This window comes from Rhizobium sp. SRI_017 (genome assembly GCF_057586295.1).
Genome location: NZ_JBYCZP010000022.1, coordinates 22,613 through 45,897, shown reverse-complemented (window position 1 = coordinate 45,897; position 23,285 = coordinate 22,613). Strand labels below are relative to the sequence as shown.

Annotated in this window: 25 protein-coding genes; 15 read left to right on the top strand and 10 right to left on the bottom strand. The window is 61.3% G+C overall.

All coding sequences use genetic code 11. The annotated features are described in order from the left end of the window. Window positions 1–118: 118 nt before the first annotated feature. Window positions 119–1,171 carry a M48 family metallopeptidase gene (locus AC2YI2_RS30835; protein ID WP_487390363.1) on the bottom strand — a complete coding sequence of 351 codons (1,053 nt, stop codon included), beginning with the start codon at window positions 1,169–1,171 and terminating at the stop codon, window positions 119–121. Next, window positions 1,161–2,243: a YjgN family protein gene (locus AC2YI2_RS30830; protein WP_487390362.1), complete on the bottom strand. Its 1,083-nt coding sequence runs from the start codon at window positions 2,241–2,243 to the stop codon at window positions 1,161–1,163. Before AC2YI2_RS30830 ends, AC2YI2_RS30835 begins: the two co-directional genes overlap by 11 nt. A gap of 303 nt (window positions 2,244–2,546) precedes the next feature. Between AC2YI2_RS30830 and AC2YI2_RS30825 the strand changes: the two genes are divergently transcribed. From AC2YI2_RS30825 to AC2YI2_RS30815, 3 genes are all read left to right on the top strand, one after another. Next, a complete protein-coding gene (locus AC2YI2_RS30825; RefSeq protein ID WP_487390361.1) occupies window positions 2,547–4,235 on the top strand; it encodes a flagellin N-terminal helical domain-containing protein in 1,689 nt (562 codons plus the stop codon). Between the two features lie 58 nt (window positions 4,236–4,293). Continuing rightward, window positions 4,294–4,995 carry a pyrimidine 5'-nucleotidase gene (locus tag AC2YI2_RS30820; RefSeq protein WP_487390360.1) on the top strand — a complete coding sequence of 234 codons (702 nt, stop codon included), beginning with the start codon at window positions 4,294–4,296 and terminating at the stop codon, window positions 4,993–4,995. 193 nt (window positions 4,996–5,188) lie between these two features. Then, on the top strand, window positions 5,189–5,665 hold the full coding sequence (locus tag AC2YI2_RS30815) for an EF-hand domain-containing protein (protein ID WP_487390359.1): 477 nt from the start codon (window positions 5,189–5,191) through the stop codon (window positions 5,663–5,665). A 68-nt stretch (window positions 5,666–5,733) separates the two neighbouring features. Here the strand turns inward: AC2YI2_RS30815 and AC2YI2_RS30810 are convergent, their stop codons facing one another. Then, a complete protein-coding gene (locus AC2YI2_RS30810; RefSeq protein WP_487390358.1) occupies window positions 5,734–6,603 on the bottom strand; it encodes an LOG family protein in 870 nt (289 codons plus the stop codon). An 83-nt stretch (window positions 6,604–6,686) separates the two neighbouring features. Here AC2YI2_RS30810 and dapD point away from each other — a divergent pair, with 83 nt between their 5' ends. The 6 genes from dapD (at window position 6,687) to AC2YI2_RS30780 (ending at window position 10,814) form a co-directional block, all read left to right on the top strand. Continuing rightward, window positions 6,687–7,544, top strand: coding sequence for a 2,3,4,5-tetrahydropyridine-2,6-dicarboxylate N-succinyltransferase (dapD, locus tag AC2YI2_RS30805; RefSeq protein WP_487390357.1), 858 nt, complete (start codon window positions 6,687–6,689; stop codon window positions 7,542–7,544). Window positions 7,545–7,638: 94 nt separating this feature from the next. After that, window positions 7,639–8,412: a hypothetical protein gene (locus tag AC2YI2_RS30800; RefSeq protein ID WP_487390356.1), complete on the top strand. Its 774-nt coding sequence runs from the start codon at window positions 7,639–7,641 to the stop codon at window positions 8,410–8,412. 62 nt (window positions 8,413–8,474) lie between these two features. Further along, complete coding sequence (locus AC2YI2_RS30795) at window positions 8,475–8,615, top strand: hypothetical protein (RefSeq protein ID WP_487390355.1); 141 nt, start codon at window positions 8,475–8,477, stop codon at window positions 8,613–8,615. Between the two features lie 2 nt (window positions 8,616–8,617). Next, window positions 8,618–8,992 (top strand): DUF805 domain-containing protein, encoded by a 375-nt coding sequence (locus AC2YI2_RS30790; RefSeq protein ID WP_487390354.1) that lies wholly within the window; start codon window positions 8,618–8,620, stop codon window positions 8,990–8,992. Between the two features lie 51 nt (window positions 8,993–9,043). Continuing rightward, window positions 9,044–10,234 carry a succinyl-diaminopimelate desuccinylase gene (gene dapE, locus AC2YI2_RS30785; RefSeq protein WP_487390353.1) on the top strand — a complete coding sequence of 397 codons (1,191 nt, stop codon included), beginning with the start codon at window positions 9,044–9,046 and terminating at the stop codon, window positions 10,232–10,234. Beyond that, on the top strand, window positions 10,221–10,814 hold the full coding sequence (locus tag AC2YI2_RS30780) for a hypothetical protein (protein WP_487390352.1): 594 nt from the start codon (window positions 10,221–10,223) through the stop codon (window positions 10,812–10,814). Before dapE ends, AC2YI2_RS30780 begins: the two co-directional genes overlap by 14 nt. On the opposite strand, the gene truA is transcribed toward AC2YI2_RS30780, so the two are convergent. From truA to AC2YI2_RS30750, 6 genes are all read right to left on the bottom strand, one after another. Continuing rightward, complete coding sequence (gene truA, locus AC2YI2_RS30775) at window positions 10,809–11,597, bottom strand: tRNA pseudouridine(38-40) synthase TruA (protein WP_487390351.1); 789 nt, start codon at window positions 11,595–11,597, stop codon at window positions 10,809–10,811. The genes AC2YI2_RS30780 and truA overlap by 6 nt on opposite strands. After that, window positions 11,597–12,532 carry a methionyl-tRNA formyltransferase gene (gene fmt / locus AC2YI2_RS30770; protein WP_487390350.1) on the bottom strand — a complete coding sequence of 312 codons (936 nt, stop codon included), beginning with the start codon at window positions 12,530–12,532 and terminating at the stop codon, window positions 11,597–11,599. Before fmt ends, truA begins: the two co-directional genes overlap by 1 nt. A gap of 20 nt (window positions 12,533–12,552) precedes the next feature. Continuing rightward, entirely contained in the window at window positions 12,553–12,975 is a 423-nt protein-coding gene (locus tag AC2YI2_RS30765) for a PIN domain-containing protein (RefSeq protein WP_487390349.1), read from the bottom strand. Next, entirely contained in the window at window positions 12,972–13,259 is a 288-nt protein-coding gene (locus AC2YI2_RS30760) for a FitA-like ribbon-helix-helix domain-containing protein (protein WP_487390348.1), read from the bottom strand. Before AC2YI2_RS30760 ends, AC2YI2_RS30765 begins: the two co-directional genes overlap by 4 nt. Window positions 13,260–13,323: 64 nt before the next feature. After that, window positions 13,324–13,836: a peptide deformylase gene (gene def, locus AC2YI2_RS30755; protein ID WP_487390347.1), complete on the bottom strand. Its 513-nt coding sequence runs from the start codon at window positions 13,834–13,836 to the stop codon at window positions 13,324–13,326. A 65-nt stretch (window positions 13,837–13,901) separates the two neighbouring features. Further along, the gene (locus AC2YI2_RS30750) at window positions 13,902–15,443 is read right to left on the bottom strand and encodes a globin-coupled sensor protein (RefSeq protein ID WP_487390346.1); all 1,542 of its coding nucleotides are present in this window, start codon (window positions 15,441–15,443) and stop codon (window positions 13,902–13,904) included. Between the two features lie 274 nt (window positions 15,444–15,717). On the opposite strand from AC2YI2_RS30750, the gene AC2YI2_RS30745 reads away from it, so the two are divergent. From AC2YI2_RS30745 to AC2YI2_RS30735, 3 genes are all read left to right on the top strand, one after another. Next, entirely contained in the window at window positions 15,718–16,908 is a 1,191-nt protein-coding gene (locus tag AC2YI2_RS30745) for a DNA recombination protein RmuC (RefSeq protein ID WP_487390414.1), read from the top strand. 50 nt (window positions 16,909–16,958) lie between these two features. Continuing rightward, window positions 16,959–17,864 (top strand): ribokinase, encoded by a 906-nt coding sequence (locus AC2YI2_RS30740; RefSeq protein WP_487390345.1) that lies wholly within the window; start codon window positions 16,959–16,961, stop codon window positions 17,862–17,864. A 183-nt stretch (window positions 17,865–18,047) separates the two neighbouring features. Then, on the top strand, window positions 18,048–20,279 hold the full coding sequence (locus AC2YI2_RS30735) for a methyl-accepting chemotaxis protein (protein ID WP_487390344.1): 2,232 nt from the start codon (window positions 18,048–18,050) through the stop codon (window positions 20,277–20,279). A 151-nt stretch (window positions 20,280–20,430) separates the two neighbouring features. Here AC2YI2_RS30735 and AC2YI2_RS30730 read toward each other — a convergent pair whose 3' ends face one another. Then, on the bottom strand, window positions 20,431–21,375 hold the full coding sequence (locus AC2YI2_RS30730; protein ID WP_487390343.1) for a nucleoside hydrolase: 945 nt from the start codon (window positions 21,373–21,375) through the stop codon (window positions 20,431–20,433). A gap of 156 nt (window positions 21,376–21,531) precedes the next feature. Between AC2YI2_RS30730 and AC2YI2_RS30725 the strand changes: the two genes are divergently transcribed. The 3 genes from AC2YI2_RS30725 (at window position 21,532) to AC2YI2_RS30715 (ending at window position 23,267) form a co-directional block, all read left to right on the top strand. Beyond that, the gene (locus tag AC2YI2_RS30725; protein ID WP_487390342.1) at window positions 21,532–21,966 is read left to right on the top strand and encodes an Hsp20 family protein; all 435 of its coding nucleotides are present in this window, start codon (window positions 21,532–21,534) and stop codon (window positions 21,964–21,966) included. Window positions 21,967–22,041: 75 nt separating this feature from the next. Then, window positions 22,042–22,272 (top strand): BQ00720 family protein, encoded by a 231-nt coding sequence (locus AC2YI2_RS30720; RefSeq protein ID WP_487390341.1) that lies wholly within the window; start codon window positions 22,042–22,044, stop codon window positions 22,270–22,272. A 182-nt stretch (window positions 22,273–22,454) separates the two neighbouring features. Continuing rightward, window positions 22,455–23,267 carry an alpha/beta fold hydrolase gene (locus AC2YI2_RS30715; RefSeq protein WP_487390413.1) on the top strand — a complete coding sequence of 271 codons (813 nt, stop codon included), beginning with the start codon at window positions 22,455–22,457 and terminating at the stop codon, window positions 23,265–23,267. Window positions 23,268–23,285: the final 18 nt, after the last annotated feature.

Below are 23,285 nucleotides of genomic sequence, written 5' to 3'. Positions count from 1 at the left end.
GAGGCAAGGCGGTGCCGCGAGTTTACCTCTCCCCTTGTGGGAGAGGATACGAAGGCCGGGTGAACGGAGTGAACCCTCGGCCGAAGTTGGTGAGGGGTAATCACCGCTATCGCGACCCCTACTTCCCCATTTCCTTCGCCCAATCATCGATCTGCCGGCGCCGTTCCGGCGTGCCGGGATGGGTCGAGAGCATGTTGGTGCCGCCCTTGTCGCCAAGCTTCTCCTCCAGCAGCTTGAAGAAGCGGCCGATCGCAGCAGGGTCATGGCCGGCCTTGGCCATCAGCTGGACGGAAACGTGGTCCGCCTCGCTCTCGGCGCTGCGGGAATAGGATAGCGCAAGAAGCGCCGCGCCGTCCGTCAGCACTTCTTCGCCGCCCGCGCCGACATCGCCGGCGATCAGCATGATGAGGCCGGCAAGGCCCGCCGCCCGATACATCTGCCGGAGCGCATGGTCTTTCTCGACATGGCCGATTTCATGCGCCAGCACGCCGAGAATCATTTCGCTATCGCTGCCGGCCATGCGGACGAGCTGGTCGGTCAGCACGAGCGTGCCGTCGGGAAGCGCGAAGGCATTGGCTCCGATGAGGCCGCCATCGCGGAAATTGAGATTGTAGTTGGCGACGCCGCGCGTCGAGAAACTCGCGATCTTGTTGAAGCTGTCCCGGATCGTCTTCTGCTCGGCGGCGCTGAGCTTGCTGGGCGACAGCATGGTCTGGTCGAGCGAGGCGAGCGTGCCCGATGAGAGCCATTGTGGCACGACGGGCGGCGTCACCAGGATGGCCACCTCGACCAGCGCCGGCAACGCATAGCGGTAGATCAGGGCACCCAGCAGGAAGACGAGGACGACGAAGCCGATCAGCCGCGGCCGGAACTGCTCGAGTTCGGCGATCCAGCCGGTGCGATCGGCCTTGTGTGCCTTGAGCAGTCCATCGATCGCATCATTGTTCGATGTTTCGAACATCGAATCGTTGTGCAGATTGAGCCGCCGCGGGACGCTGCCGACCCGGTCGGAGATCCGGATCGACTTGAGCTCGTCGCGGCAGACGATCGAGCCGTCGTCGAGCCGGATCGAGAGCCGCAGACCATCGGCCAGCAGGCTCGCGCCCATGGCCGCATTCGAGCGCGGCGGATGCCAGGTGCCGCGGGCGACTTCCACGCCGTCAGAAGCCAAAGTCCATGCCCTCCATGTCCATATATTCGGCGCTGATCGCAGAGCCTGATGCCTGGATCGACGCCATGATCTCGCCGATAGCGCCCTTGGGGATGATGCCGGTGTGCTCGGCCATATAGCGCGCCTCTCGGCAGGCAGCCCAGGGGCGCATCAGGCCGAGCGTGACAAGGGTGATCACGAAGTTCGATATGTAGATCCAGAAGAAGCGGCCGCGCGACAGGTCGCTGTAGAGCGGGTGAGCTTCGTCGAAGATCGTAGAATTCAACACGACATTGCGCACCATGACGCCATAGATGAATCCCGCCACGACGAAGACGATGAGGATGGGGATGGCCACGGCATAAAGCGCCAGAACCGTCAGGACGATCTGCTGCTCCTCGCTGTAATTGTTCAGCGCGCCCGACGACTGAATGACCATGGGCCATACCACGATCCAGAGGAGTGCTGCCGTAATCAGCAGGCCCAACACGACCATCAAGGCGGGAACGATCCATCCGCGATAGAGCGCGCCCAAGCTGGGGTCGGTCTCGAAACCGCGATCACCGTAGCGCAGGTGATTGAAGACATAGCGATTCACCCAACGGCTGGCGAAAGGCGCCAGGATGCCGAGCGAGAACGCCGAGACGAGACTGCCGAGGATCACCGCCTTGAAGGCGCCCCAAGGCGTGCCGGTGAAATCAAGGCGGATATTGCGGTAGCTGGTTACCCGCGCATTGAATTTGAGACTCCGCACCACGAACCAAGGCAGGATCGCAAGGAAGATGAACGGCGTCGCAATGGCCAGCAGCGGATATACCGAGGTGACCACATTGATGATCGACAGCACGATGAACAGGATGAAGCGGCCGAGAAAAATCTGCAGGCCCTTGGCATGGTAGTCGAAGGAATGGCCGTCGAGATAGGTATTGCCACGGAAATAGCGCATCCGCCGCACCTTGGCCCAAGCCGAATAGATGCCCAGCGTGATGATGGTCAACAGGATGTTGACGATCCAGATGCCGAAATATTCGCTGGCATTGCCGCGAAATTCGGCCCGCACGAGATCGCTCGCCCCTCTATCGACAAAGGCCATCGGCCGCCCTTTCAACGAAACATTCAGACTTCCAAGGCAACGGTCGGCAGCGTGGCCTTATTCGGTTGCGCCGGCGGATATGAGCATTTGTCGATGCGGCCGACAAGCCGCCGCGGAGCAAAGGGAGCCCGGCAGGGTCGGTGCGATATCGAACGGTTGAGCTCAAATGCCGGAATTGGTGAAAAACAATAATGAAACACGCTCTGATTTCAATCTTCATTAACCCTACATACCTTTGAATGAAGTCAATGAACTTATGCCCGCAAAAAGCGATTCTTTCACAAAAGCAATTTGGTAATGAGCATGACCAGTATTCAGACAAACGCTGCCGCCACGGCCGCTTTGAGGGTACTACGCGCGACATCGTCTGGCCTGCAGGACGCTGAAGCACAGACCTCTTCCGGCCTCCGGGTGCGGGACTCGTCGGACAACTCCGCCTACTGGTCGATTTCCACAACCATGCGCTCCGACAACATGGCTATCTCGGCGGTCACGGATGCGCTTGGTTTCGGCGCCGCAAAGGTCGACGTCGCCTATAGCGGGCTGACATCGGGCATCGGCATTCTCGACGAGATCAAGGCCAAGATCGTCGCCGCGCGCGAACCTGGCGTCGACAGGGGGAAGATCCAGACGGAGATCGAACAGCTCAAGCGGCAGGTCGATCAGGTTGCCCAGTCGTCGAATTTCAACGGCGTCAACTGGCTGAAGACGGGCTTGGCGCAGGATCTTGCCGATGTCTCGACCTTCAATACGGAGATCGTCGCGTCCTTCGTTCGCTCGAGCCAGAATCAGGTCTCCGTCAAAACGATCGACCTCGATCTTGCCAGGATCAGCATGATCAACGAGGGCGGCGGTGGATCGCTGCAGAAGGACATCAGAAGCCTCGGTACGATCGGCGGCTTCCGCAATGTCAATTTCACGACGGAAAGCCATGTCGGTCATCAGGATCACGGCTTCACCGGACCGAAGACATTCGGCGCGACGGATACGCTTTCCTTTGACCTAACAGTCGATCAGAGCGCCTATTCGTCGGGTAACACCACCACCGTCACCCTCGACAAGAACGTCATCGACGCGGCACTCGGCACGGCGACGGGGACAATCGGCTCGGCGGGCGCCATGCGAGCCGTGCTCGAACATTACTTCCAGACCAATGGCATACCGGCGACGACCAATTCCTACCGCGCTGGCAACGATCCCAGCCGCTTTGAAATCGCGTCCACGGAGCAATCCGGTCATCCGGGATCGAGCATCGCGATCAGCAATGTCACGTCGAGCTTCGGCTCCGGACTGGGTCTCGAAAGCAATGTGCATGTGATCGACCACGACAATATGTATCCGAGCTACACATTCGGCTTCGACACCACCTTCACCGTGCACAACAGCTCGGAATTCAGCTTCGATGTGAAGATCGGCAGCGGTGGCACTTCGACTGTTACCATCGACAGATCGACCGTCGACGCTGCACTCGGCACGAGCGATGGCGTCGTCAGTTCTGCTGGCGAGCTGGCCGCTGTCCTGACGGCTGCCGGCCAGAGTCATGGCATGGTGGCGATCGCCAGTGGCAACGACATCGAATTGACGGCCGATCACGCCGTCTATCCGGATGCCGGCGGCAAGGCGCCGCAGATGACGCTTGGCAATGTCCGCGACAATATCGGCTTCTTGCTCGATTTCGACCTTGAGGACGTCGATGTCACCGACACAGCGGTATCGCTCGACCATTATCTCGATGGCATCGAGGAAATGCTGAGGAAGACCACCAATGCTGCCACCCAGCTCGGCGCCATCGGGACGAGAATCGAGACCCAGCACGACTTCGCCAAGAGGATCCGCCAGACAATCGAAAAGGGCGTGGGACGGCTGGTGGACGCCGACATGAATGAGGCCTCGACGCGACTGAAGGCGCTGCAGACCCAGCAGCAGCTCGGCATCCAGTCGCTGAACATCGCCAATACCAAGAGCGATGGCATCCTTCAGCTCTACAGATAAGCGCTTGCCGCGGCAGTTCACACTTGCAATGAATGGCCGCTCGGCCTAGGCGAGTTGCATGACCGCACAGACCGCACTTCCCTCCAAGGCCGATTTCGCCCATGTGACCGATTGGGTGTTCGATCTCGACAACACGCTCTATCCGCATCACGTCGATCTCTTCGCGCAGATCGACAGGAACATGACGGCCTATGTCTCGGACCTGCTGGGGCTCGAATATGGCGAGGCTCGCGCGTTGCAGAAGAAATATTACTACGACCATGGCACGACGCTGGCCGGCTTGATGCACCATCATGGCGTCGATCCGCATCATTTCCTCGAAGCAGCCCACCTGATCGATTATTCGCCGGTGCTGGCCGATCCCGATCTCGCCGATGCGATCAAGGCGCTGCCGGGCCGCAAGTTCATCTTCACCAACGGGACGGTGAAGCACGCGGAAGCGGCAGCCCGCGCGCTCGGTGTTCTCGAGCATTTCGAGGATATTTTCGACATCGTCGCCGCGGATTTCGTGCCGAAGCCAGCCAATGCGACTTACGACAAATTCGCCAGCCTGCACCGGGTCGATACCAAGAATGCCGCCATGTTCGAAGACCTGCCGCGCAATCTTATCGTACCTCGACTGCTCGGCATGAAGACGGTTCTCATTATTCCGGAGCCTGGCCATAAGGGTTTGGAACGATGGGAAGAATTCGATGAGGACGATGGCAATATCGACTTCGTCACCAATCGTCTTTCGGGCTTCCTGAAAGCGATCATTTGAGTATTTTCGCGGCCTTATGTAGAATGAACCGCCCATTCAGCCCGCATTCAGCCGGCTGTTTCTATACAGGCTTCAACTTTGGCGGCGGATCGGTCGAACCGTAACTCTTTCCCGCGAGCCGCCCAGAGGAAGCAACCAAGCAGCACGGGCTGCATTTAAAGATAGACGCGTTCTATCGACGAAAGGCTGAATCATGAAAATCAAGACCGCACTGATCGCTGCGCTCGCTGGCATTTTCGCCGTCACCGCAGCGGCGCCTTCCTTTGCCGCGAAGGATCCGATCAAGAAGGAAAAGCGCATCAATCGCATGATCAAGCGCGCCGACCTCAATGGCGACGGCAAGATCTCGCAGAGCGAAATGAGCCGCGGCATCGCCGTTACCTTCTCCAAGATCGACACAAATGGCGATGGTGCGCTGAGCTCGTCCGAAGTTTCCGGCGCAAAGGCTGTGCTCAAGGCCGAGCGCAAGCGCGCCAAGGCTGAAGGCAAGGGCCGCCTGCAGTTCGTGAAGTTCCCGGCCAAGCGCATCAACAAGCGCTTCGACAAGATCGACGCCAATGGCGACGGCGTGCTGTCGAAGGGCGAGATGGAGCGCGTCGCCGAGCGCATGTTCAAGAAGCGCGACAAGAACAACGATGGCTACATTTCCGCGGCCGACTTCAGCCGATAAGCCGATAGCGCTCTAGTTGTGACACCGAGGCGGTTCGCGATGGCGAGCCGCCTTTCTCATGTCGGGTCTCAGGCCGGCTCTTCACGGTAGAAATCCTGGATGATGCGGAAGGCTTCGTCGGCCGTGTCGACCGACTGCATCAGCGTCACGTCTTCGGGCGAGATCGTCCCGAACTCGGCCAGCGCCTCGAGATTGATCACGCGCCGCCAGAATTCGACGCCGAAGAGCAGGATCGGAATGCGCGCCATGCGGCCGGTCTGCATCAGCGTCACCGCCTCGAAGAGCTCGTCCAGCGTGCCGAAGCCGCCGGGAAAGATTGCGATCGCCTTGGCCCGCATCAGGAAATGCATCTTGCGGATCGCGAAATAGTGGAAGTTGAAGGAGAGGTCAGGCGTCACATAGGGGTTCGGGGCCTGCTCATGCGGCAGCACGATGTTGAGGCCGATGGTCGGGGCGCCGATTTCGGCAGCGCCGCGGTTGCCGGCTTCCATCACTCCCGGTCCGCCGCCAGTCACGACCACATATTCCTTGTAACCGAAACCGGCCGACCATTCCGAGCAGAGCCGGGCGAAGAGCCGCGCCTCCTGGTAATACACCGAGGCTGCTTCGAGATTGCGCTTCTGGATATCGTTGCGCGCTGCCCAGGCCTCCTGGCCCGGTGCCGGAATGCGGGCGCCGCCGAAGAGCACGATCGTCGAGCGGATGTCGCGCTCGGTCAACGCCATCTCGACCTTCAAAAGTTCGAGCTGCAGGCGGATGGGGCGGAGCTCTTCCCGGGAGAGAAAGTCGGTGTCCGCATAGGCTAGCCGGTAGGACGGTGAAAGAGACTGCGGAGTAGCGGGAACCATGGCGGCGCGGGACTTGTCCGCGCGGTTGCTTTCGAGGGGTGCCCAGGCACCGTCCTTGCGCCGCAAACTGTCGGTTTTCCCCTTTGCCATCGATATTCCCATCCGCTATAGAGCCGGCCAGCCGGCATACCCAAAGATGGCCAGAATAATCCTTCAAAGTTTAAGGAATTGACATGACCGCCACCGATCTCGCCTCGCTCGAAAAGATGATCGACGCTGCCTTCGAAAGCCGCGACAGCATCAACACGTCCACCCGCGGTGAAGTCCGCGACGCCGTGGAAGAGGTGCTCAATCTGCTCGATGCCGGCAAGGTGCGCGCCGCGACGCGTGGGCATAACGGTGCCTGGGACGTGCATCAATGGGTCAAGAAGGCGGTCCTGCTCTCCTTCCGCCTCAACGCCATGGAAGTGGTCAAGAACGGCCCGGGCGATGCGGTCTGGTGGGACAAGGTCCCGTCCAAGTTCGATGGCTGGGGTGCGTCGGAATTCGAGGCTGCCGGTTTCCGCGCGGTGCCGAGCGCGGTCGTCCGCCGCTCGGCCTATATCGCCCCCGGCGCCGTGCTGATGCCGTCCTTCGTCAATCTCGGCGCCCATGTCGGCGCCAACACAATGGTCGACACCTGGGCGACCGTCGGCTCCTGCGCCCAGATCGGCGCCAATGTCCACCTTTCCGGCGGCGTCGGCATCGGTGGCGTGCTTGAGCCGCTGCAGGCTGGCCCGACTATCATCGAGGACAATTGCTTCATCGGCGCCCGCTCGGAAGTCGTCGAAGGCTGCATCGTCCGCGAAGGCTCGGTACTGGGCATGGGCGTGTTCATCGGCAAGTCGACCAAGATCGTCGATCGCGCCACCGGCGAAGTTATGTATGGCGAAGTTCCTCCCTATTCGGTCGTCGTCGCCGGCTCGATGGCATCTGGCAAGGCCATGGCCAACGGCCAGCCGGCGCCGAACCTCTATTGCGCGGTCATCGTCAAGCGCGTCGACGAGCAGACCCGCTCCAAGACCGGTATCAACGAATTGCTGCGCGACTGATCGGGCGCGCAATCGATGAGATTGAAATTCCGGCTGAAAGGCCGGAATTTTTGTTTGCGCCGATGCGTCATGGTCTCCGATATTGGAGACGGACATGATCCTGAAGAGAATATTCCTCGCCGCCGCGATGACGGCGTTTTCGATTCCGGCTTTGGCCGATGAAGGCATCGTCGTCGGCTACAAGAATGTCGTTGAGCCCGATGCTGAACTCGTCGAGTTCAGCGAACAAGTGCTGAATGAATGGACCGGACGCGCCGAGTACGATTTTGCGGCCATCGACCGGTTGTTTGCACCCAAAGTGAAGACCTTCATGAAGAACGAGACGCCGCTCCGGCCTTTCGAGGCGCGGGCGGATATCGCGTCCGACTACCTCATGAACTCGGTCTTCACATTGCAGGCGAAGAAGGGCTCGATCCGCCAAGAGGAAGTGTCGGAATATCGTTCCGACGCAATGACGGACATCGCCTCTCGCATAGATCCAAAACATCCCTGGGGCACGCTGCCCGATGTTCCAGGCATGATCTGCCGCGATGCGGCTTTCGATTTCGACCAGATGGCGGTCGGGAAGTTCGCGCGCGAGACCGGCGTGAGAATCGACGAGCTCGTCTTCTACCGGAAGGCGATCACGCTCTATGTCGGCAAAAGCCGCAAATCGGCCGTTGTCGCTGTCGTTCCGCCACGCACCCTGATGGCGATGGGAAAGGAAAACGTGTTCATGGAACGCTGGCACCCGATGATCTCCTCTGCCGGCATCAAGGGATACATGGGAGACATCGAGCCTCATCAGACGCTGGTGCAGAAGCATGTCTGCTTCAGCAAGGTGGATGGAAATTACAAGATCAGCGCACTCTTCGGCTACGGCTTCTGAGCGCGGATTGACGTGGCGGTGCCCGGCGTGACAGAAGTTCTGCGATCCGCCAGGGAAGCTCCATGAAAAATGCCTTGCCGTTGCTTGCTGCCCTGGCTTCTGCCAACTCGCCGCATCCCTTGGCGGCGAGGAGCTTTTCGGTCCCGGCCGCCAAGCTGGAGCGCACGTGCCGCGGCGTCATCATGAGCAAGTTCGGTATTTGACGATGGATCAGGAGCCATCCCGCCTGTGGTTCTTCTTCAGTCCTTCGGGTCGCCTTTCCCGTGGCCCCTATGCGCTCGGCATTCTGTTCTGGTTCACACTGCAATTTGCCGCTATCGGCCAGATGTTCGCCGGCGATCGCCTGAATGCCGATGGGCTTCTCATCCTTGCCTTCCTCGGCTTGATCGTCGTTGCGCTCCTGAGCATTGTTTCCATGGTGATGTTGACGATCAAGCGCGTGCACGACCTTGGCCACCCCGGTCTGCTGGCTTTCCTGCTCTTCGTGCCTGTCGTCAGTTTCTTCGCACTCTTCTTCTTCCTGCTGTTCCCGTCCGGCCCGGCCAACCACTACGGCAGCTATCCCAACCAGCCGAGATAGACGGGAAAGACCCGTGACAGACTGCGGCTGATCGGCTATCCGTTGCCCACCATGTCGACTGATCCTATCGCCAATCTCCAGACCCTGATCCGATGCCCCTCCGTGACGCCCGCCGAAGGCGGCGCGCTCGCCGCGCTGGAGGCCATGCTTGCGCCGCTCGGGTTTGTGATCGAGCGCATCGTCTCGACCGACGAGAACACGCCCGATATCGAGAACCTCTATGGCCGGCTAGGCAGCAGTGGTCCGCATCTCATGTTCGCCGGCCATACTGATGTCGTTCCTGTCGGCGACGAGGCGGCTTGGACGCATGCGCCTTTCGGCGCCGAGATCGAGAACGGCATCCTCTATGGCCGCGGTGCCGTGGACATGAAGGGGGGCATTGCCTGTTTCGTGGCGGCGATGGCGCGTCATATCGAGAAACATGGCGTCCCAAAGGGCTCGGTGTCTTTCCTGATTACCGGTGACGAAGAAGGACCGGCTATCAACGGCACGATCAAGCTCCTGCAATGGGCGCACGCCAGGGGTGAGCGGTGGGATGCCTGCCTCGTCGGCGAGCCGACCAATCCCGACCAACTCGGCGACATGATCAAGAACGGCCGGCGCGGCTCTGTCTCGGGCACCGTGACCGTGCATGGCGTGCAGGGGCACGTGGCCTATCCGCATCTCGCCGACAATCCGGTGCGCGCGGCGCTCAAGATGGCTGAGGCGCTGATGAACCCGCCCTTCGACGCAGGCACGGCCGATTTCCAGCCATCCAACCTGGAGGTCACCAGCATAGACACGGGCAACAAGGCGACGAACGTCATCCCGTCGCGCGTAACCTTCTCCTTCAATATCCGCCATAGCGACAGGTGGACGTCAGAGAGTGTCCAGGCCGAGATCATTCGCCGGCTAAATTCATCTGCCGCCGACAACGATCTGCGGCCCGACCGGATGCCGGCGCGTTACGACATCGTCTGGGCCGAACGGCCGAGCCAGGTCTTCCTGACCCGCGACGATCGCCTGATCGCCTCCCTGACCGCAGCGGTCGAGGCGCGCACCGGACGCACGCCGAAACTCTCGACGACCGGCGGCACTTCGGATGCGCGCTACATCAAGGACTATTGCCCGGTGGTCGAATTCGGCCTCGTCGGCCAGACCATGCATATGGTGGATGAGAATGTCGCGGTCGCCGACCTCGAAGCGCTGACCGGTATCTACGAGACCTTCATCGAGCGCTGGTTTGCCGATGCCGCGGCTTGACGAAGTCGGATACTACATGCGCGGCCTCTGGCTGCTGCTGATCGGCAAGGCCGAGGGATTCCAGTTTCTCGACCTCAGCGAACGCGGCTTCTGGCGGTCGTGGTGGGCGATCCCGTTCTGTCTTCCACCGACGCTGCTCAGCTGGGCATCGTTTCGTCTCTATTTCCTGGCCCAGATGCCGCAAGGCACCGAAACGGGCCCGTCCTTCTTCTTCAAGCTTGCCGTGGTCGAGGCCGCCAATTGGCTGATCCCGCTGCTGGTGGTGTTGGTCCTGGCGCGTATTGCCGGCTTCGGCCGGGTGGCAGTGCCGCTGATCATTGCCTTCAACTGGCTGTCCGTGCCGCTGCAATGGGCCTATGTGCCGGTCAGTCTCATCCAGATCTGGGCGCCGGCCGATACCTCGGCGGCGCTCCTCTACCTGTTGACGCTCGGCACCTACGTTTACGTCACCTATCGGATCTCCATCGCGATACTCGGAGGCCAGAAACTGCCGGCCTTCGTGCTGGTCATGGTGGTGTTTTCCGTGCCGCTGATGGTGCAGTCGCAGCTTCTGACGATGCTGGGACTGGTGGAATCATAGATCGTCGTCATCCTCGTAGCGCAAGAGCTTCGAGGTATCGCCATATTCCACGTCCATGAAATAGAGGCCATGCGGCGGGGCGACCGGGCCGCAACGGCTGCGGTCGCGTGCTTCAAGCGCGTCCTTCACATCCTGGGGCGACCACCGGCCGTCGCCAACCATCTTCAGCGTGCCGGCAAAGGATCGGATCTGATTGTGCAGGAAACTCTGGGCCGAGGCGCGGATCTCCACCAGCTCGCCGCTGCGCGTCACCGTGATCCGTTCCATCGTCCGCTTCGGGTTCTTCGCCTGGCAGCGGATGGACCTGAAGGTGGTGAAGTCGTGATGGCCCACCAGCATCTGGGCGGCTTCGTGCATCGCCTCATGGTCGAGAGGCTTCCTGATATGCCATGCGCGCATCGCCTCGATAGCCAGCGGCGCAGGCCGAGAGATGATACGATAGAGGTAATGCCGCTTGGTGGCGGAGAAGCGGGCATCGAACGTCTCCGGCACCTTCTCCGCATGGAGGATCACCACACGTTCATCCGCCGCGACCAGATGGGCGTTGACGGCATTGGCGACGGTCTCGGCTTTCCAATCTCGGCTGAGATCCGCGTGACAAACCTGGCCAAAGGCGTGAACACCGGCGTCGGTCCGCCCCGCTGCGCGGAGCGATACCCATTCACCGGTCATGGCATGGATTGCCTTTTCGATCGCGCCTTGCGCGGAGTGGCCATTGTCCTGGCGCTGCCAGCCGACATAGGGCGTGCCGTCATATTCGACGGTCATGCGGTAACGCGGCATCAGCTGAGCCTCGTGCCGGCGGGCAGAGGGGTGCCGCGCAGGAAGTCGGCCAGATCGAGTGGCTTGCCGCCGGCGCGCTGCAGGCGCAGCGGACGAACCGCGTCTGTGCCGCAGGCGATGGCCAGGCGATCGTCGAGCACCGTGCCCGGTCTGCCGGTGCCGACGGACATCTCGGTCTTCAGCACCTTGATACGCTCCGCCTTGCCATTGATCTCGGCCTCGAACCACGCGCCAGGGAAGGGGGCGAGGCCGCGGATGTGGTCGTGGACGTCGCGCGCTGGCTTGGCAAAGTCGATCCGGCTCTCTGCCTTGCCGATCTTGGCGGCGTAGAGCACGCCCTCGACGGGCTGCGGCGTCAGCGGCAGATCGCCCTTCTCCAGCTTCGCCATGGCCTCGACCATCAGCGTCGCGCCGACCTCGGACAGGCGGTCGTGAAGCTCTCCCGCCGTCATCGTCTCGCCGATGGCGAGGCGTTGCGTGAGCGCTACCGGGCCGGTATCGAGCCCCTTGTCCATCTTCATCACCATCATGCCGGTCTCGTCATCGCCGGCCATGATCGCGCGCTGGATCGGCGCGGCACCGCGCCAGCGCGGCAGGAGCGAGGCATGACCGTTATAGCAGCCGAGCCGCGTGCCTGACAGAATCGATTCCGGCAGCAGCAGGCCGTAGGCGACGACGACAGCGACATCAGCCTCGAGCGCGCGGAAGGCGTCGACATCGGTTGGATCCTTGAAGTTGGGCGGTGTCCGGACCGGGATGCCAAGCGCCTCGGCCGCACGATGGACGGGCGAGGGCGTGAGTTCGAGCCCGCGTCTCCCGGCCGGCCGCGGCGGCTGGGAATAGACCGCGACGATCTCATGGCCTGCTGCGTGCAGCGCTTTCAACACTGGCACGGAAAAGTCCGGCGTTCCCATGAAGATGATGCGAAGTGCCATTGGTATCGTCCGTCGAAGTTTCAGGCGCCTTCAAACGGGTTTGCGAGCTTCAAATCAAGCCCCTCGAAGTCTTTTGTGTTGCGCGTGGCGAGGGTGGCGCCATGCTGGAGGCAGATGGCGGCGATCATGGCGTCTTGAACCGATATCATCCGGCCGCTCATTTCGCGACGTGCGCGCAGTCGACCGGCGTTAGCAAAAGCGTCACGATCCAAGTCGAGAATTCGATCTCGAAAGCGGCTATCGATAAGACCGGTTACGAACTGTTGGTATTTCAGCGACCCGTATTTAATGAGATACCGCTCGGCACCGAATTCGAGTTCCATGACTGTGACGTTGCACAGATAGAGCTCTGGCGGGCTGCTCGCCACAAACCACTTCAGCACTTTGTCGTCGGGTCGAGGCTTCGTGATTTCGGAGATCACATTGGTGTCGATGACGATCATTCTTCGAAGCTGAAGGGGCGTCCGAAGTCCTTCTTCCTCTCCTCCTCGATCTCGTCCATGATCTTCGCAAATTCCTCCCGCTCCTCATCGGGAATATCTGCGAAGAGCGCTTGAATGGATTGAAGGAATTCAGCGCCCGTTTGCGGTACGGAGGTTTCCTCGGGAGCCGAGTGTCTGAGGCGCCGCTTGGCTTCGTCCGATAGGCTGCTACCGGCCTGACGCGCGGCCTCCGTCAGCTCCCGCTTCAGATCCTCCGGCACATTCCTGATCAGCAGATCACCCACAACGACACTCCCATGATATCACTGATATCATAGGCGCTGCGCGGCGTTCGATCAAGGATGGGGCTCAAGCTCTGATTTTGGACGCCTTAGCAAACTTCCGGATCACGATCTCGCGCTTGAGCCGCGAAATGTAGTCGATGAAGAGCACGCCGTTCAGGTGGTCGATCTCGTGCTGCAGGCAGGTTGCCAGGACGCCTTCGGCCTCGGTGACCTGCTCCTTGCCGTCGAGGCCGATATGCTTGACGGTGATGCGGGCCGGGCGCTCGACTTCGGCATAATAGTCCGGGATCGAAAGGCAGCCCTCCTCGTAGGTCGAGCGCTCGTCGGAAGATTGCAGGATCTCCGGATTGATGAAGACCTGCGGCTTCTTCTCCTCGTCTTCCTTGGAGAGATCGATCACCAGCATGCGACGCGGGATGCCGACCTGGATCGCTGCCAGGCCGATCCCCGGAGCGTCATACATCGTCTCCAGCATATCAGCCGAGAGGTTTCGCACGGCATCGTCCACCTGTTCGATGGGCATGGAGACTTGTCGGAGAACCGGGTCGGGCAGGATTATGAGGGGCTTGATCGTCATGCCACGTCACTTAATACAGGCCGGTTGGTCTTGCAATATTCCGGCACCACCCATGTCATGGAAAATCAGGCGGCTCCAGCGCGCTTCCAGTTTCCTTCGGTCCGGCGGCGGTCATTCCGGTCAAGCGCGGGAACGTCGCTGTCGGGGTCGCGGCTCTTGAAGCCCCTGAGCGCGATGGTGAGCCGCTCGACTTCGCTCGTCAGATCGGCGATCTGGCGGGAGGTTCCATCGACCATGGTGGCATTCTGTTGTGTAATGGTATCCATGTCGCCGATCGCGGCCGAGACCTCGGTCAGGCCCGAGGACTGTTCCGCGGTGGCTGCCGCGATACCCTGGATGATGCTGTCGAGTTCGTGCACCCGATCGACGATATCCCCGAGCGACTCGCCGGACTTGTTGACGAGCGCGACACCGGTCTGAACCTGGCTGGAACTCTGGGCGATGATCGTCTTGATTTCCTTCGCCGCATTGGCGGACCGCTGGGCCAGTTCGCGGACCTCCTGCGCGACGACCGCAAAGCCGCGTCCTGCCTCTCCGGCCCGCGCAGCCTCCACTCCGGCATTGAGCGCCAGAAGGTTGGTCTGGAAGGCAATTTCATCGATGACCGAAATGATCTTCGAGATCTCGGTCGACGAACGTTCGATCGCGCCCATGGCCGCCACCGCCTCGGAGACGACGGCGCCGGAAGACTGGGCGACGGACAGGGCGTCTCCGGTCACATTGGCGGCTTTCCGTGCGCCGCGTGCGGTGGCCGTCACGCTCTCCGAGAGCTCGTGGAGCGCGGCCGAGCTCTCCTCGATGCTTGCTGCCTGCTGCTCGGTGCGCTGGGCGAGACTCGCTGTCGCGTCGCTGATCTCCTGTGAGGAGCCGAGTATCTGTTGCGCTGCGAGCCGCACCATCGAGATCGATTGGCGCAGCGTTTCCACAGCCGAATTGTAGTGATCGGCCATTCCGGCATAATTCTCAGGCAGCCCGGCCGGCAGGCGGGATTCAAGGTCGCCGCCGGACAGGAGCGCGAGCACCTTTCCGAGTTCGCCGAGCGCCACGCTCTGCTCGGCTTCCGCCTGCTTGCGGGCGGCTTCCGCCCGTTCCCGCTGGCCTGCGAGTTCATCGAGATAGACGGAGATGGCATAATCCATGTCGAGCAGGGCGGCCTTGACGATCACCGAAACCTCGGCAGCGAGCCCTTCGGCCTTGCCCTTGCCGAACATGCTGGGCCAGTGCTTGCTCATTGTCGTGTGTATCAGCTGTTCCAACACCAGCGCATAGCCGGCAATATACCAGCGCGGCTCGAGCCCGATCCGGGCATGGGTCTTGCCGATCGTCGTGACGCTGGCGACATAATCCTCGTCGAGCTTGCCGGAGGAGATCATTTCCCAATGGTTCGCCTGCTTCCCTTTGGCGCCGGTTATATGCGCCTCTTCCCGGAAGAACCGTGCGGTCTCGGGCGTGGATCTCACTTTCTTGTAGAAAGTGTCGAGAGCGCCGCCGATCGACTCCCGGACCAGCGGCTGAAGTGTCTTGAGCAGCGCCTTCTGGCTGTCGTCGAGCCCGAGGAAGTCCAGTCTTTTCCGGTGCATTTCGCGCGCGTCGTCCTGGGCGGTCATCTCTTCATGCCTTTGTGTGTCCCGAGAATCGCTTTCTCGGTTTCACTCCAACTCTGATCAGTCATGGTTAATGTAGTGCTATCTAAAATTACGAATAGTCGTGTAGAAATTGACGCATGTCATGTCGGCGGACAGTTCTTCGCCGCATCGCCGAAATATACTGTGTCGTCTGAGGACAACTCGCCGGGCGTTCTCGTTTTGATCTGGCGGCAGCGAGCGAATCGGATAAGCTTGCGGCATGTTGGATTCTATCTCCGCCGAAACGCCGGTCTTCATGATCGGTCAGTTCCCCGTGACACTCGTCACGCTTCTCGTCGGCGCCGGAGCGCTGTTGGGGCTGCTTCTGGTCATCGTGCTTTTCGTGCTCTCCGCATCCGGACGTGCTAGACGGGCCGAGCAGGAGGATGCCGAACGACGTGCCAGGGAGTCCGAGCTCCGCATGGCCGAGATCCTCAAGGCCCAGACGGAAATGCAGGGCCGCATCGCCGCAATGGCGGATGTTTTCGGCACGCGGCAGCACGAACTCAACCAGTCGATCAACCAGCGTATCGACGGTATGACGCACCGGATCGGTCAGACGATGACCGAGCAGACGCGCCAGACCCACGAGAATCTGCGCCGTCTGCAAGAGCGGCTGGTCGCCATCGATACGGCGCAGAACAACATCCAGGCTCTGGCCAAGGACGTTGTCGGGCTTCAGGCAATCCTCTCCAACAAGCAGACACGTGGCGCCTTCGGACAGTCGCGCATGGAGACCATCGTTGCCGATGGCCTGCCGATGGGCGCCTACGAATTCCAGGCGACTTTGTCCAGCGGTTCGCGGCCGGACTGCCTCATCCGGATGCCGAACGGCCAGCCGTCACTGGTGATCGACGCCAAGTTCCCGCTCGAGGCCTGGAACGCGATCCGCGAGGCGGGCCCGGAAGGGACGAAGGTAGCCAGCCAGCAGTTCCGCCGCGATATCGAGGTCCATATCAAGGATATCTCGGAGAAATACCTGCTCCGCGGCGAGACCCAGGACACCGCCTTCATGTTCGTGCCCTCGGAATCGATCTTCGCCGAGATTCATGAGAATTTCGAAGGCGTGGTGCAGCGGGCGCACAAGGCGCGCATCGTCATCGTCTCGCCCTCGCTGCTGATGCTGTCGATCCAGGTCATTCAGTCGGTTCTCCGCGACCAGCGCATGCGCGAGCAGGCGCATCTGATCCAGGGCGAGGTCATCCGCCTGATGGAGGATCTCACCCGCCTCGACGATCGCGTCCAGAAGCTGCAGGGCCACTTCGCAGCGGCCCAGAAGGATGTCGAACAGATCGTCACGTCGTCCAGCAAGCTCGCCAAGCGCGGCGAGAGGATCGAGGCGATGGAATTCGAAGCCGGTGAGGCGGCGACGTCGGCCGTCGAGCCTGCACGGAGTGTCGAGAGCCGGACGGGCCAGCTGAAGCTGAGAGTGGTTGACGAGGACTGAGAAACCGGGCCTAACAGTGACGGGGGAAATCAAAACAATAGAGCTCTGCCATGATCACCGTTCTCGGTTCCATCAACATGGACCTTATCGCCAGCGTCACCCGTTTGCCCGAGCCGGGCGAGACGGTCACCGGTGATCATTTCGTCACGGCGCCCGGTGGCAAGGGCGCCAATCAGGCACTTGCGGCACGCCGTGCCGGTGCCACGGTGCATATGGCGGGTGCCTGCGGCGAGGACGAATTCGCGGTGCCGGCGCTGACCTATCTGCGCTTCGATGGCGTCAATCTCGACCGGGTGAAGAGTGCCTCGACAGCCACGGGCGTCGCGCTGATCTTTGTCGGCGCCGACGGCGAGAATGTCATTGCGATTGTCGCGGGTGCCAATGGCACGGTAAAGGTCGACGATGCCAAGGCGGCCGTCTCCGACATGAAACGCGGCGACACGCTGATGCTGCAGATGGAAATACCGGCACCCGCGATCGAGGCGGCGCTGACAGCGGCGCGCGAGAAGGGCGTCACCAGCGTCGTCAACATCGCGCCGATTACCCCCGATGCCAGGCGCCTCGCACAGATGGCCGATATCGTCATTGCCAACGAGACCGAGTTCGAGCTGTTCTGCGGCAAGTCGGGGCTCGACGCAGCTGCGCGTGAAGCCGAGATGATGCAGATCAACCAGGAACGGAAACAGACGATCATCGTGACCCTCGGCGCGGAAGGCGTTGTCGCGGTTCGCAATGGCGCGCTCCATAAGGCCAAGGGGCTCGTCATCGAGCCGATCGACACGGTTGGCGCTGGCGACACCTTTTGCGGCTATCTCGCTGCCGGTCTTGATCAGGGCCTCAAATTCGAGGTGGCACTGCGCCGCGCCGCGGTTGCCGGCTCACTCGCCTGCCTCAAGGCCGGCGCGCAGCCTTCGATCCCGATACAGGCCGAAGTCGAAAAACACCTCAAGGCATAAGCCGATATCCGGGCCAGAGCTGCACATTGCCAAAGTGTCGCAGCTTGCATTTGTGCGGCATTAACCAATTGACTTTATCCAAGTCTCAGCCGCCCGGACCGCGCGATGATCGCCGGCCATTTGCCCCCGCAATGATGTTTCCATGATGGAAGCGGCGTTATCCGCCACTCCCTTGAGGCCATCATGCTGAAGCTCGCTCCGAAGTCTCTCGCACCGAAACTGCTTCTGGTTACCGGTGCGATCATTGCCATTCTGCTGATCGCAACCAATTTCGTTCTCATCAGCCAGACGCGTGATCGTGTCGGCTCCCTGATCGGCCAGCAGGCCGAGACCGAGGCCAAGGCGATCGCCCAGGGTATCGTCACCGACACCAGCGCGCTCGCCAGCGCCGCCCGAACCATGTCGGGCATCATCGCCCACGGCAAGCAACAGGGCGTTCTCGACCGCAAGGCCGTGATCGACATTCTCAAGACCAATCTCGAACAGCAGAAGATGGCCTTCGGCAGCTGGTTCGCCGAGGCGCCGCAGGGCTTTGACGCACTGCAGGCACAGTCCAAGGACAAGCTCGACGTCGCCGGCAACAAGAACGGCGTCTTTACGCCCTATTGGACCAAGGACAAGACCGGCGGCATCTCGCTGAGCACCTTTGGCGAGGACTATGAGGCCGAGTGGTATGCCAAGGCGGTCAAGGAAAACGGCGGCGCGATCACCAAGCCTTATGTGGCCTCGGAAATCGTTCCGCCGACTGCGATGAGCTCTATTGCCTATCCCGTCACGGTCGACGGCAAGATCATCGGTGTCACTGGCGTCGACGTGTCGCTGACCATGCTGGCCGACAATGTCTCCAAGCTCTCGCCCTTCGGTACCGGCAAGGTCTTCATCGTCTCACATGATGGCAAGTGGCTGGTTGCTCCGGATGCAGCCTTGCTCAACAAGGACTATGATGGCGTCCAGCCGGAAGCAATCAAGGCCGCGATCGCAGACGGGAAGGTGACGCCGATCCCAGGCCTCGAGAACGCGAATGGTCAAGGCTACAGCCGTCTCGTCTATCCGTTCGAACTCACTGGCCTCAACGTCAAATGGGCGCTGATCATGGATATCCCGGATGCTGCGGTCGCCGCGCCGATCCAGGACCAGACGATGATGATGATCATCGGTGGTCTCGTCATGATGGCAGCAGCGATGATCGGCCTCTATCTTGCGGCCCGCGGCTTCGTTGCCCGTCCCCTCGAAGGCCTTCTCGGCTCGGTCGGTCGCCTCAGCGCCGGCGACTACGCCAATCCAGTAGCCGGCCAGGATCGCGCCGACGAGACCGGCGCTGTGGCGCGTGCGCTCGAAACCTTCCGCGGTCGCCTGGCGGACTCCAACCGCCTCGAAGCCGAAGCGGCCGAAGCCCGCCAGCAGGGCGAGACGGACCGCAGCCGCACCGAAGCCGAGCGCAACGAAAATGCGCGCGTCCAGCAACTGGTGGTGAGCGAACTCAAGGATGCGCTGGCAAAGCTCTCCGCCGGCGATCTCAGCTTCCGCGTCACCAGGGATTTCCCCGGCGAATATGCCGAGCTCAAGCAGAACTTCAACGGCGCCGTGGCGAGCCTCGAAGAGACGCTGCGCATGGTGGGCCAGGCGGTTGCCAATATCGACGGCGGCACCAGTGAAATCTCCTCTGGCGCCAACGACCTCTCGCATCGCACGGAGCAGCAGGCCGCCCAGATCGAAGAGACCGCAGCAGCGCTTAACGAACTGACCGAGCAGGTCCATTCGAGTGCCGAAAACGCCAAGACGGCGGCTGCGGCGGTGAACAGCGCCAGCCAGGAAGCCGCCAAGTCCGGTTCCATCGTCAACAGCGCGATCACTGCCATGCACGGCATCGAGAAGTCGTCGGCGCAGATCACCAACATTATCGGCGTGATCGACGAGATCGCCTTCCAGACCAATCTGCTGGCGCTCAATGCCGGCGTCGAAGCTGCCCGCGCTGGTGACGCCGGCAAGGGTTTTGCCGTCGTCGCCCAGGAAGTCCGCGAACTCGCCCAGCGCTCGGCCACCGCGGCCAAGGAGATCAAGGCGCTGATCAGCACTTCGGAATCTCAGGTCAATGACGGCGTGGCACTTGTCGCCCAGACCGGCAAGGCGCTCGAAGCCATTTCAGGCCAGGTCGTTCATATCAACGGCCTGATCAACATGATCTCGGTCTCGTCGAGCGAACAGGCCGCGGGCCTGCGCGAAATGAACACGGCGATGCATCACATGGATCAGGTGACCCAGCAGAATGCCGCGATGGTCGAAGAGACCACTGCGGCATCGGTCTCGCTCAGCGACGAAGCGGCGCGCTTGAAGACGCTCGTAGCACGGTTCCGAGTGTCGGACGGCGCGTCGGCCAGCGACTTGCGCTCGGTCGCACGGCGGATGCGGGCGTAGGCCCTAACTACATTTGAGATGAGGGGCTCGGTTGGAAGACCGGGCCTCTTTGGTTTGAGGGGACCGGAAACACCCCTCAACAAGCGTGTCTAGGCATTCGACTACGTCTCATGCATGGCTGAAGTTGGTGAGGGTGAATCCCGCCGAAACCCTAGAGCCTTGCCACCCGTTCCGTCAGCAAGTCAAAGAACCCGCCCGCATCGACATCCTTCAGCACGAGCGCGTTGTGCTTGCGTTGGGTGACCTGCCACCAGTCGACGACCGTCATGCCGAGCGTCAGTTCTGAACCCGTCTCGATCTCCACATTGCACATGCGGCCATCATAGAGACTTGGCTTCACGAGATAGGCGATGACGTTGGGGTCGTGCAGCGGGCCGCCATCAGAGCCGTATTTGACGATGTCGAAGCGCTCGAAAAAGTCCAGCATATCGGCCAAAGCCACGGCCGCCGGGGTGCCGAGCGCGCGGATGCGGTTCACGCGGGCCTTCAGTGTCAACACCTTGTGTGTGAGGTCGAGCGGGATCATCACGATCGGGATGCCGGACTTGAAGACGATCTCGGCGGCCTCGGGATCGACATAGATGTTGAACTCCGCTGCCGGTGTGATGTTGCCGACCTCGAAATAGGCTCCGCCCATCAGGACGATCTCCTGGATCCGGCTTGCAATATCGGGCGCACGGGTGAGCGCGGTCGCGATGTTGGTCAGCGCCCCGAGCGGGCAAAGCGTCACCGTGCCCGCGGGCTCGTTGCGCAGCGTGTCAATGATGAAATCGACCGCATGCTGCGGCTGGAGCGGTGTCTCGGGTTCGAAGAGCTCGGGGCCATCGAGGCCGGTGGCGCCATGGACATGCTCGGCGGTCACCAATTGCCGCTTGATGGGCTTCTCGCAGCCGGCAAAAACCTTGATGTCCTTGCGGTTGGCGAAGTCGCAGGTAATGCGCGCATTCTTGGATGTCAGCGCCACAGGCACATTGCCGGCGACGGTGGTGATTCCCAGCACCTCGATTTCGTCGGGTGATCCGAGCGCCAGCATGATTGCCGCGGCATCATCCTGACCGGGATCCGTATCGATTATGACCTTGCGCGCATCCGCCATTCCTCAATTCCCTTTCAGTATTCTGTAAGCGTTCGGCGACATGATCTAGCCGCCCTAACAACGCCTTGCAACTCGACTGTCTCTAACCCATATGAAACGGCGTGGATGCTCTCTGAGGTCCATAAAATTGTCGCTTGCAGCCAAGGACATGACAGAATGACACGTGTAACCCCCTTTGCGAGCCCGCTTCTCCTGGGCTTTGACGCAATGGAGAAGACGCTGGAGCGTCTCTCCAAGATCAACGACGGTTACCCTCCCTATAATATCGAACGTTTGCGCGCCAATCCCGTGACCGGCGACCCCGACCGCCTGCGGATCACCTTGGCTGTGGCCGGTTTTGCGGACGAGGATCTCGACGTCACCACCGAGGAAAACCAGCTCACCATCCGCGGCCGTCAGGCGGCAGAGCCGGGCGAGCGCGAATTCCTCCACCGCGGCATCGCCGCGCGCCAGTTCCAGCGGGTATTCATGCTCGCCGACGGCATGGTGGTGACCGGCGCGATCCTCAAGAACGGTCTTTTGTCGATAGACCTTGTTCGCCCGGAGCCTGCCAAAATGGTGCGAAAAATTAATATTTCTGTCTCAGACTGAATATTCGTGGAATTGCCGCGTCTCCTAATTAGAAGGAGTTTTATCATGATCTCCAAGTATACACAGGCGGGTCGCATGACCAGAAATGAGTTCGCGCATCTCGGCGCAGGCAAAGTTGGCTATATCCGCAAGATGCGGTCCGAGGACGTCGCAAGCGTCTTCCCGGAGGCTCCGGATCTCAATCCGGGCATCGACCTCTGGGCGCTGTTCGGCGCTGATGGTACGCCGATCCTGCTGACAGACAACCGTTCCTCGACCTTCTTCAAGGCCGCCGAGGACGATCTGCAGACGGTGCCATTGCACTAAGCGGGTCCAGGAATTCCGCAGCATCGCGTTCTGAGTGGCTGCGGCGTGGCATTGGTGTACAAGCGCCAGCGCATGGCTCGTGCGAGCGCACATGCCAGCTATTGAAGACCGGCTCGGCTTGACCGAGGCCGATATGTGATCCTAGCTTCGCCTCGCGAATGGAATGCGAGGCCCGGATCATGGTGAAGTTCCAAGACGACAATCTCGAGCGATTCGACGCAGTCGGAGCGACGCCCCTTCCGGCGGACGCGAGGACCGGTCGTGTCTTGAATGACGGCGCGTCGATATGGTATGCCGACTGCGGTACGGGGCCGGCGGTGGTCCTGCTGCACGGTGGCCTCGGCAATGCCGGAAACTTTGGCCATCAGGTCGCGCCGCTGGTCGAAGCGGGTTATCGCGCGATCCTCATCGATAGCCGTGGTCATGGCCGCAGCACCCGCGATGACAAGCCCTATTCCTATGATCTGATGGGCACGGATGTGCTCGCCGTGATGGATGCGCTTTCCATCGGGAAAGCCGCGATCGTGGGCTGGAGCGACGGCGCCTGCACGGGCCTGATTCTCGGCCATCATCATCCGGATCGCATCGCCGGCGTGTTCTTCTTCGCCTGCAACGTCGATCCCTCCGGCACACTGCCTTTCGAGATGACGCCGCTGATCGAACGCTGTTTCTCACGCCATAAACAGGACTACGCCGCGCTGTCGACGACGCCGGCAAGGTTCGATGAGTTTGTCGAGGCGGTGGGGCTGATGCAGCGGACGCAGCCGAATTACTCGGCGAAGGATTTGGCCGAGATCGTGGTGCCCGTGACGGTCGTGCAGGCCGAGAGTGACGAGTTCATCCGGCCCGAACATGCGGACTATCTGGCGCGTAGCGTCGCGGGGGCAAAGTTGGTGACGCTGCCCGGCGTGACGCATTTCGCGCCGGTGCAGCGGCCGGATGTGTTCAACGGGGCGGTGTTGGAGTTTCTTGGCCAGTTACCCCAGTGGAACTGAACGGGCGCCTTCCTTGTG

Coding starts and splice junctions, on each gene's coding strand:
- AC2YI2_RS30765 (WP_487390349.1), bottom strand. CDS start 12,975: ATGATCGTCATCGACACCAATGTGATCTCCGAAATCACGAAGCCTCGA.
- AC2YI2_RS30825 (WP_487390361.1), top strand. CDS start 2,547: ATGACCAGTATTCAGACAAACGCTGCCGCCACGGCCGCTTTGAGGGTA.
- dapD (WP_487390357.1), top strand. CDS start 6,687: ATGACCGCCACCGATCTCGCCTCGCTCGAAAAGATGATCGACGCTGCC.
- AC2YI2_RS30810 (WP_487390358.1), bottom strand. CDS start 6,603: ATGGCAAAGGGGAAAACCGACAGTTTGCGGCGCAAGGACGGTGCCTGG.
- AC2YI2_RS30720 (WP_487390341.1), top strand. CDS start 22,042: ATGACCAGAAATGAGTTCGCGCATCTCGGCGCAGGCAAAGTTGGCTAT.
- AC2YI2_RS30750 (WP_487390346.1), bottom strand. CDS start 15,443: ATGACCGCCCAGGACGACGCGCGCGAAATGCACCGGAAAAGACTGGAC.
- fmt (WP_487390350.1), bottom strand. CDS start 12,532: ATGGCACTTCGCATCATCTTCATGGGAACGCCGGACTTTTCCGTGCCA.
- AC2YI2_RS30800 (WP_487390356.1), top strand. CDS start 7,639: ATGATCCTGAAGAGAATATTCCTCGCCGCCGCGATGACGGCGTTTTCG.
- AC2YI2_RS30725 (WP_487390342.1), top strand. CDS start 21,532: ATGACACGTGTAACCCCCTTTGCGAGCCCGCTTCTCCTGGGCTTTGAC.
- AC2YI2_RS30830 (WP_487390362.1), bottom strand. CDS start 2,243: ATGGCCTTTGTCGATAGAGGGGCGAGCGATCTCGTGCGGGCCGAATTT.
- truA (WP_487390351.1), bottom strand. CDS start 11,597: ATGCCGCGTTACCGCATGACCGTCGAATATGACGGCACGCCCTATGTC.
- dapE (WP_487390353.1), top strand. CDS start 9,044: ATGTCGACTGATCCTATCGCCAATCTCCAGACCCTGATCCGATGCCCC.
- AC2YI2_RS30795 (WP_487390355.1), top strand. CDS start 8,475: ATGAAAAATGCCTTGCCGTTGCTTGCTGCCCTGGCTTCTGCCAACTCG.
- AC2YI2_RS30745 (WP_487390414.1), top strand. CDS start 15,718: ATGATCGGTCAGTTCCCCGTGACACTCGTCACGCTTCTCGTCGGCGCC.
- AC2YI2_RS30780 (WP_487390352.1), top strand. CDS start 10,221: ATGCCGCGGCTTGACGAAGTCGGATACTACATGCGCGGCCTCTGGCTG.
- AC2YI2_RS30820 (WP_487390360.1), top strand. CDS start 4,294: ATGACCGCACAGACCGCACTTCCCTCCAAGGCCGATTTCGCCCATGTG.
- AC2YI2_RS30790 (WP_487390354.1), top strand. CDS start 8,618: ATGGATCAGGAGCCATCCCGCCTGTGGTTCTTCTTCAGTCCTTCGGGT.
- AC2YI2_RS30815 (WP_487390359.1), top strand. CDS start 5,189: ATGAAAATCAAGACCGCACTGATCGCTGCGCTCGCTGGCATTTTCGCC.
- AC2YI2_RS30740 (WP_487390345.1), top strand. CDS start 16,959: ATGATCACCGTTCTCGGTTCCATCAACATGGACCTTATCGCCAGCGTC.
- AC2YI2_RS30730 (WP_487390343.1), bottom strand. CDS start 21,375: ATGGCGGATGCGCGCAAGGTCATAATCGATACGGATCCCGGTCAGGAT.
- def (WP_487390347.1), bottom strand. CDS start 13,836: ATGACGATCAAGCCCCTCATAATCCTGCCCGACCCGGTTCTCCGACAA.
- AC2YI2_RS30735 (WP_487390344.1), top strand. CDS start 18,048: ATGCTGAAGCTCGCTCCGAAGTCTCTCGCACCGAAACTGCTTCTGGTT.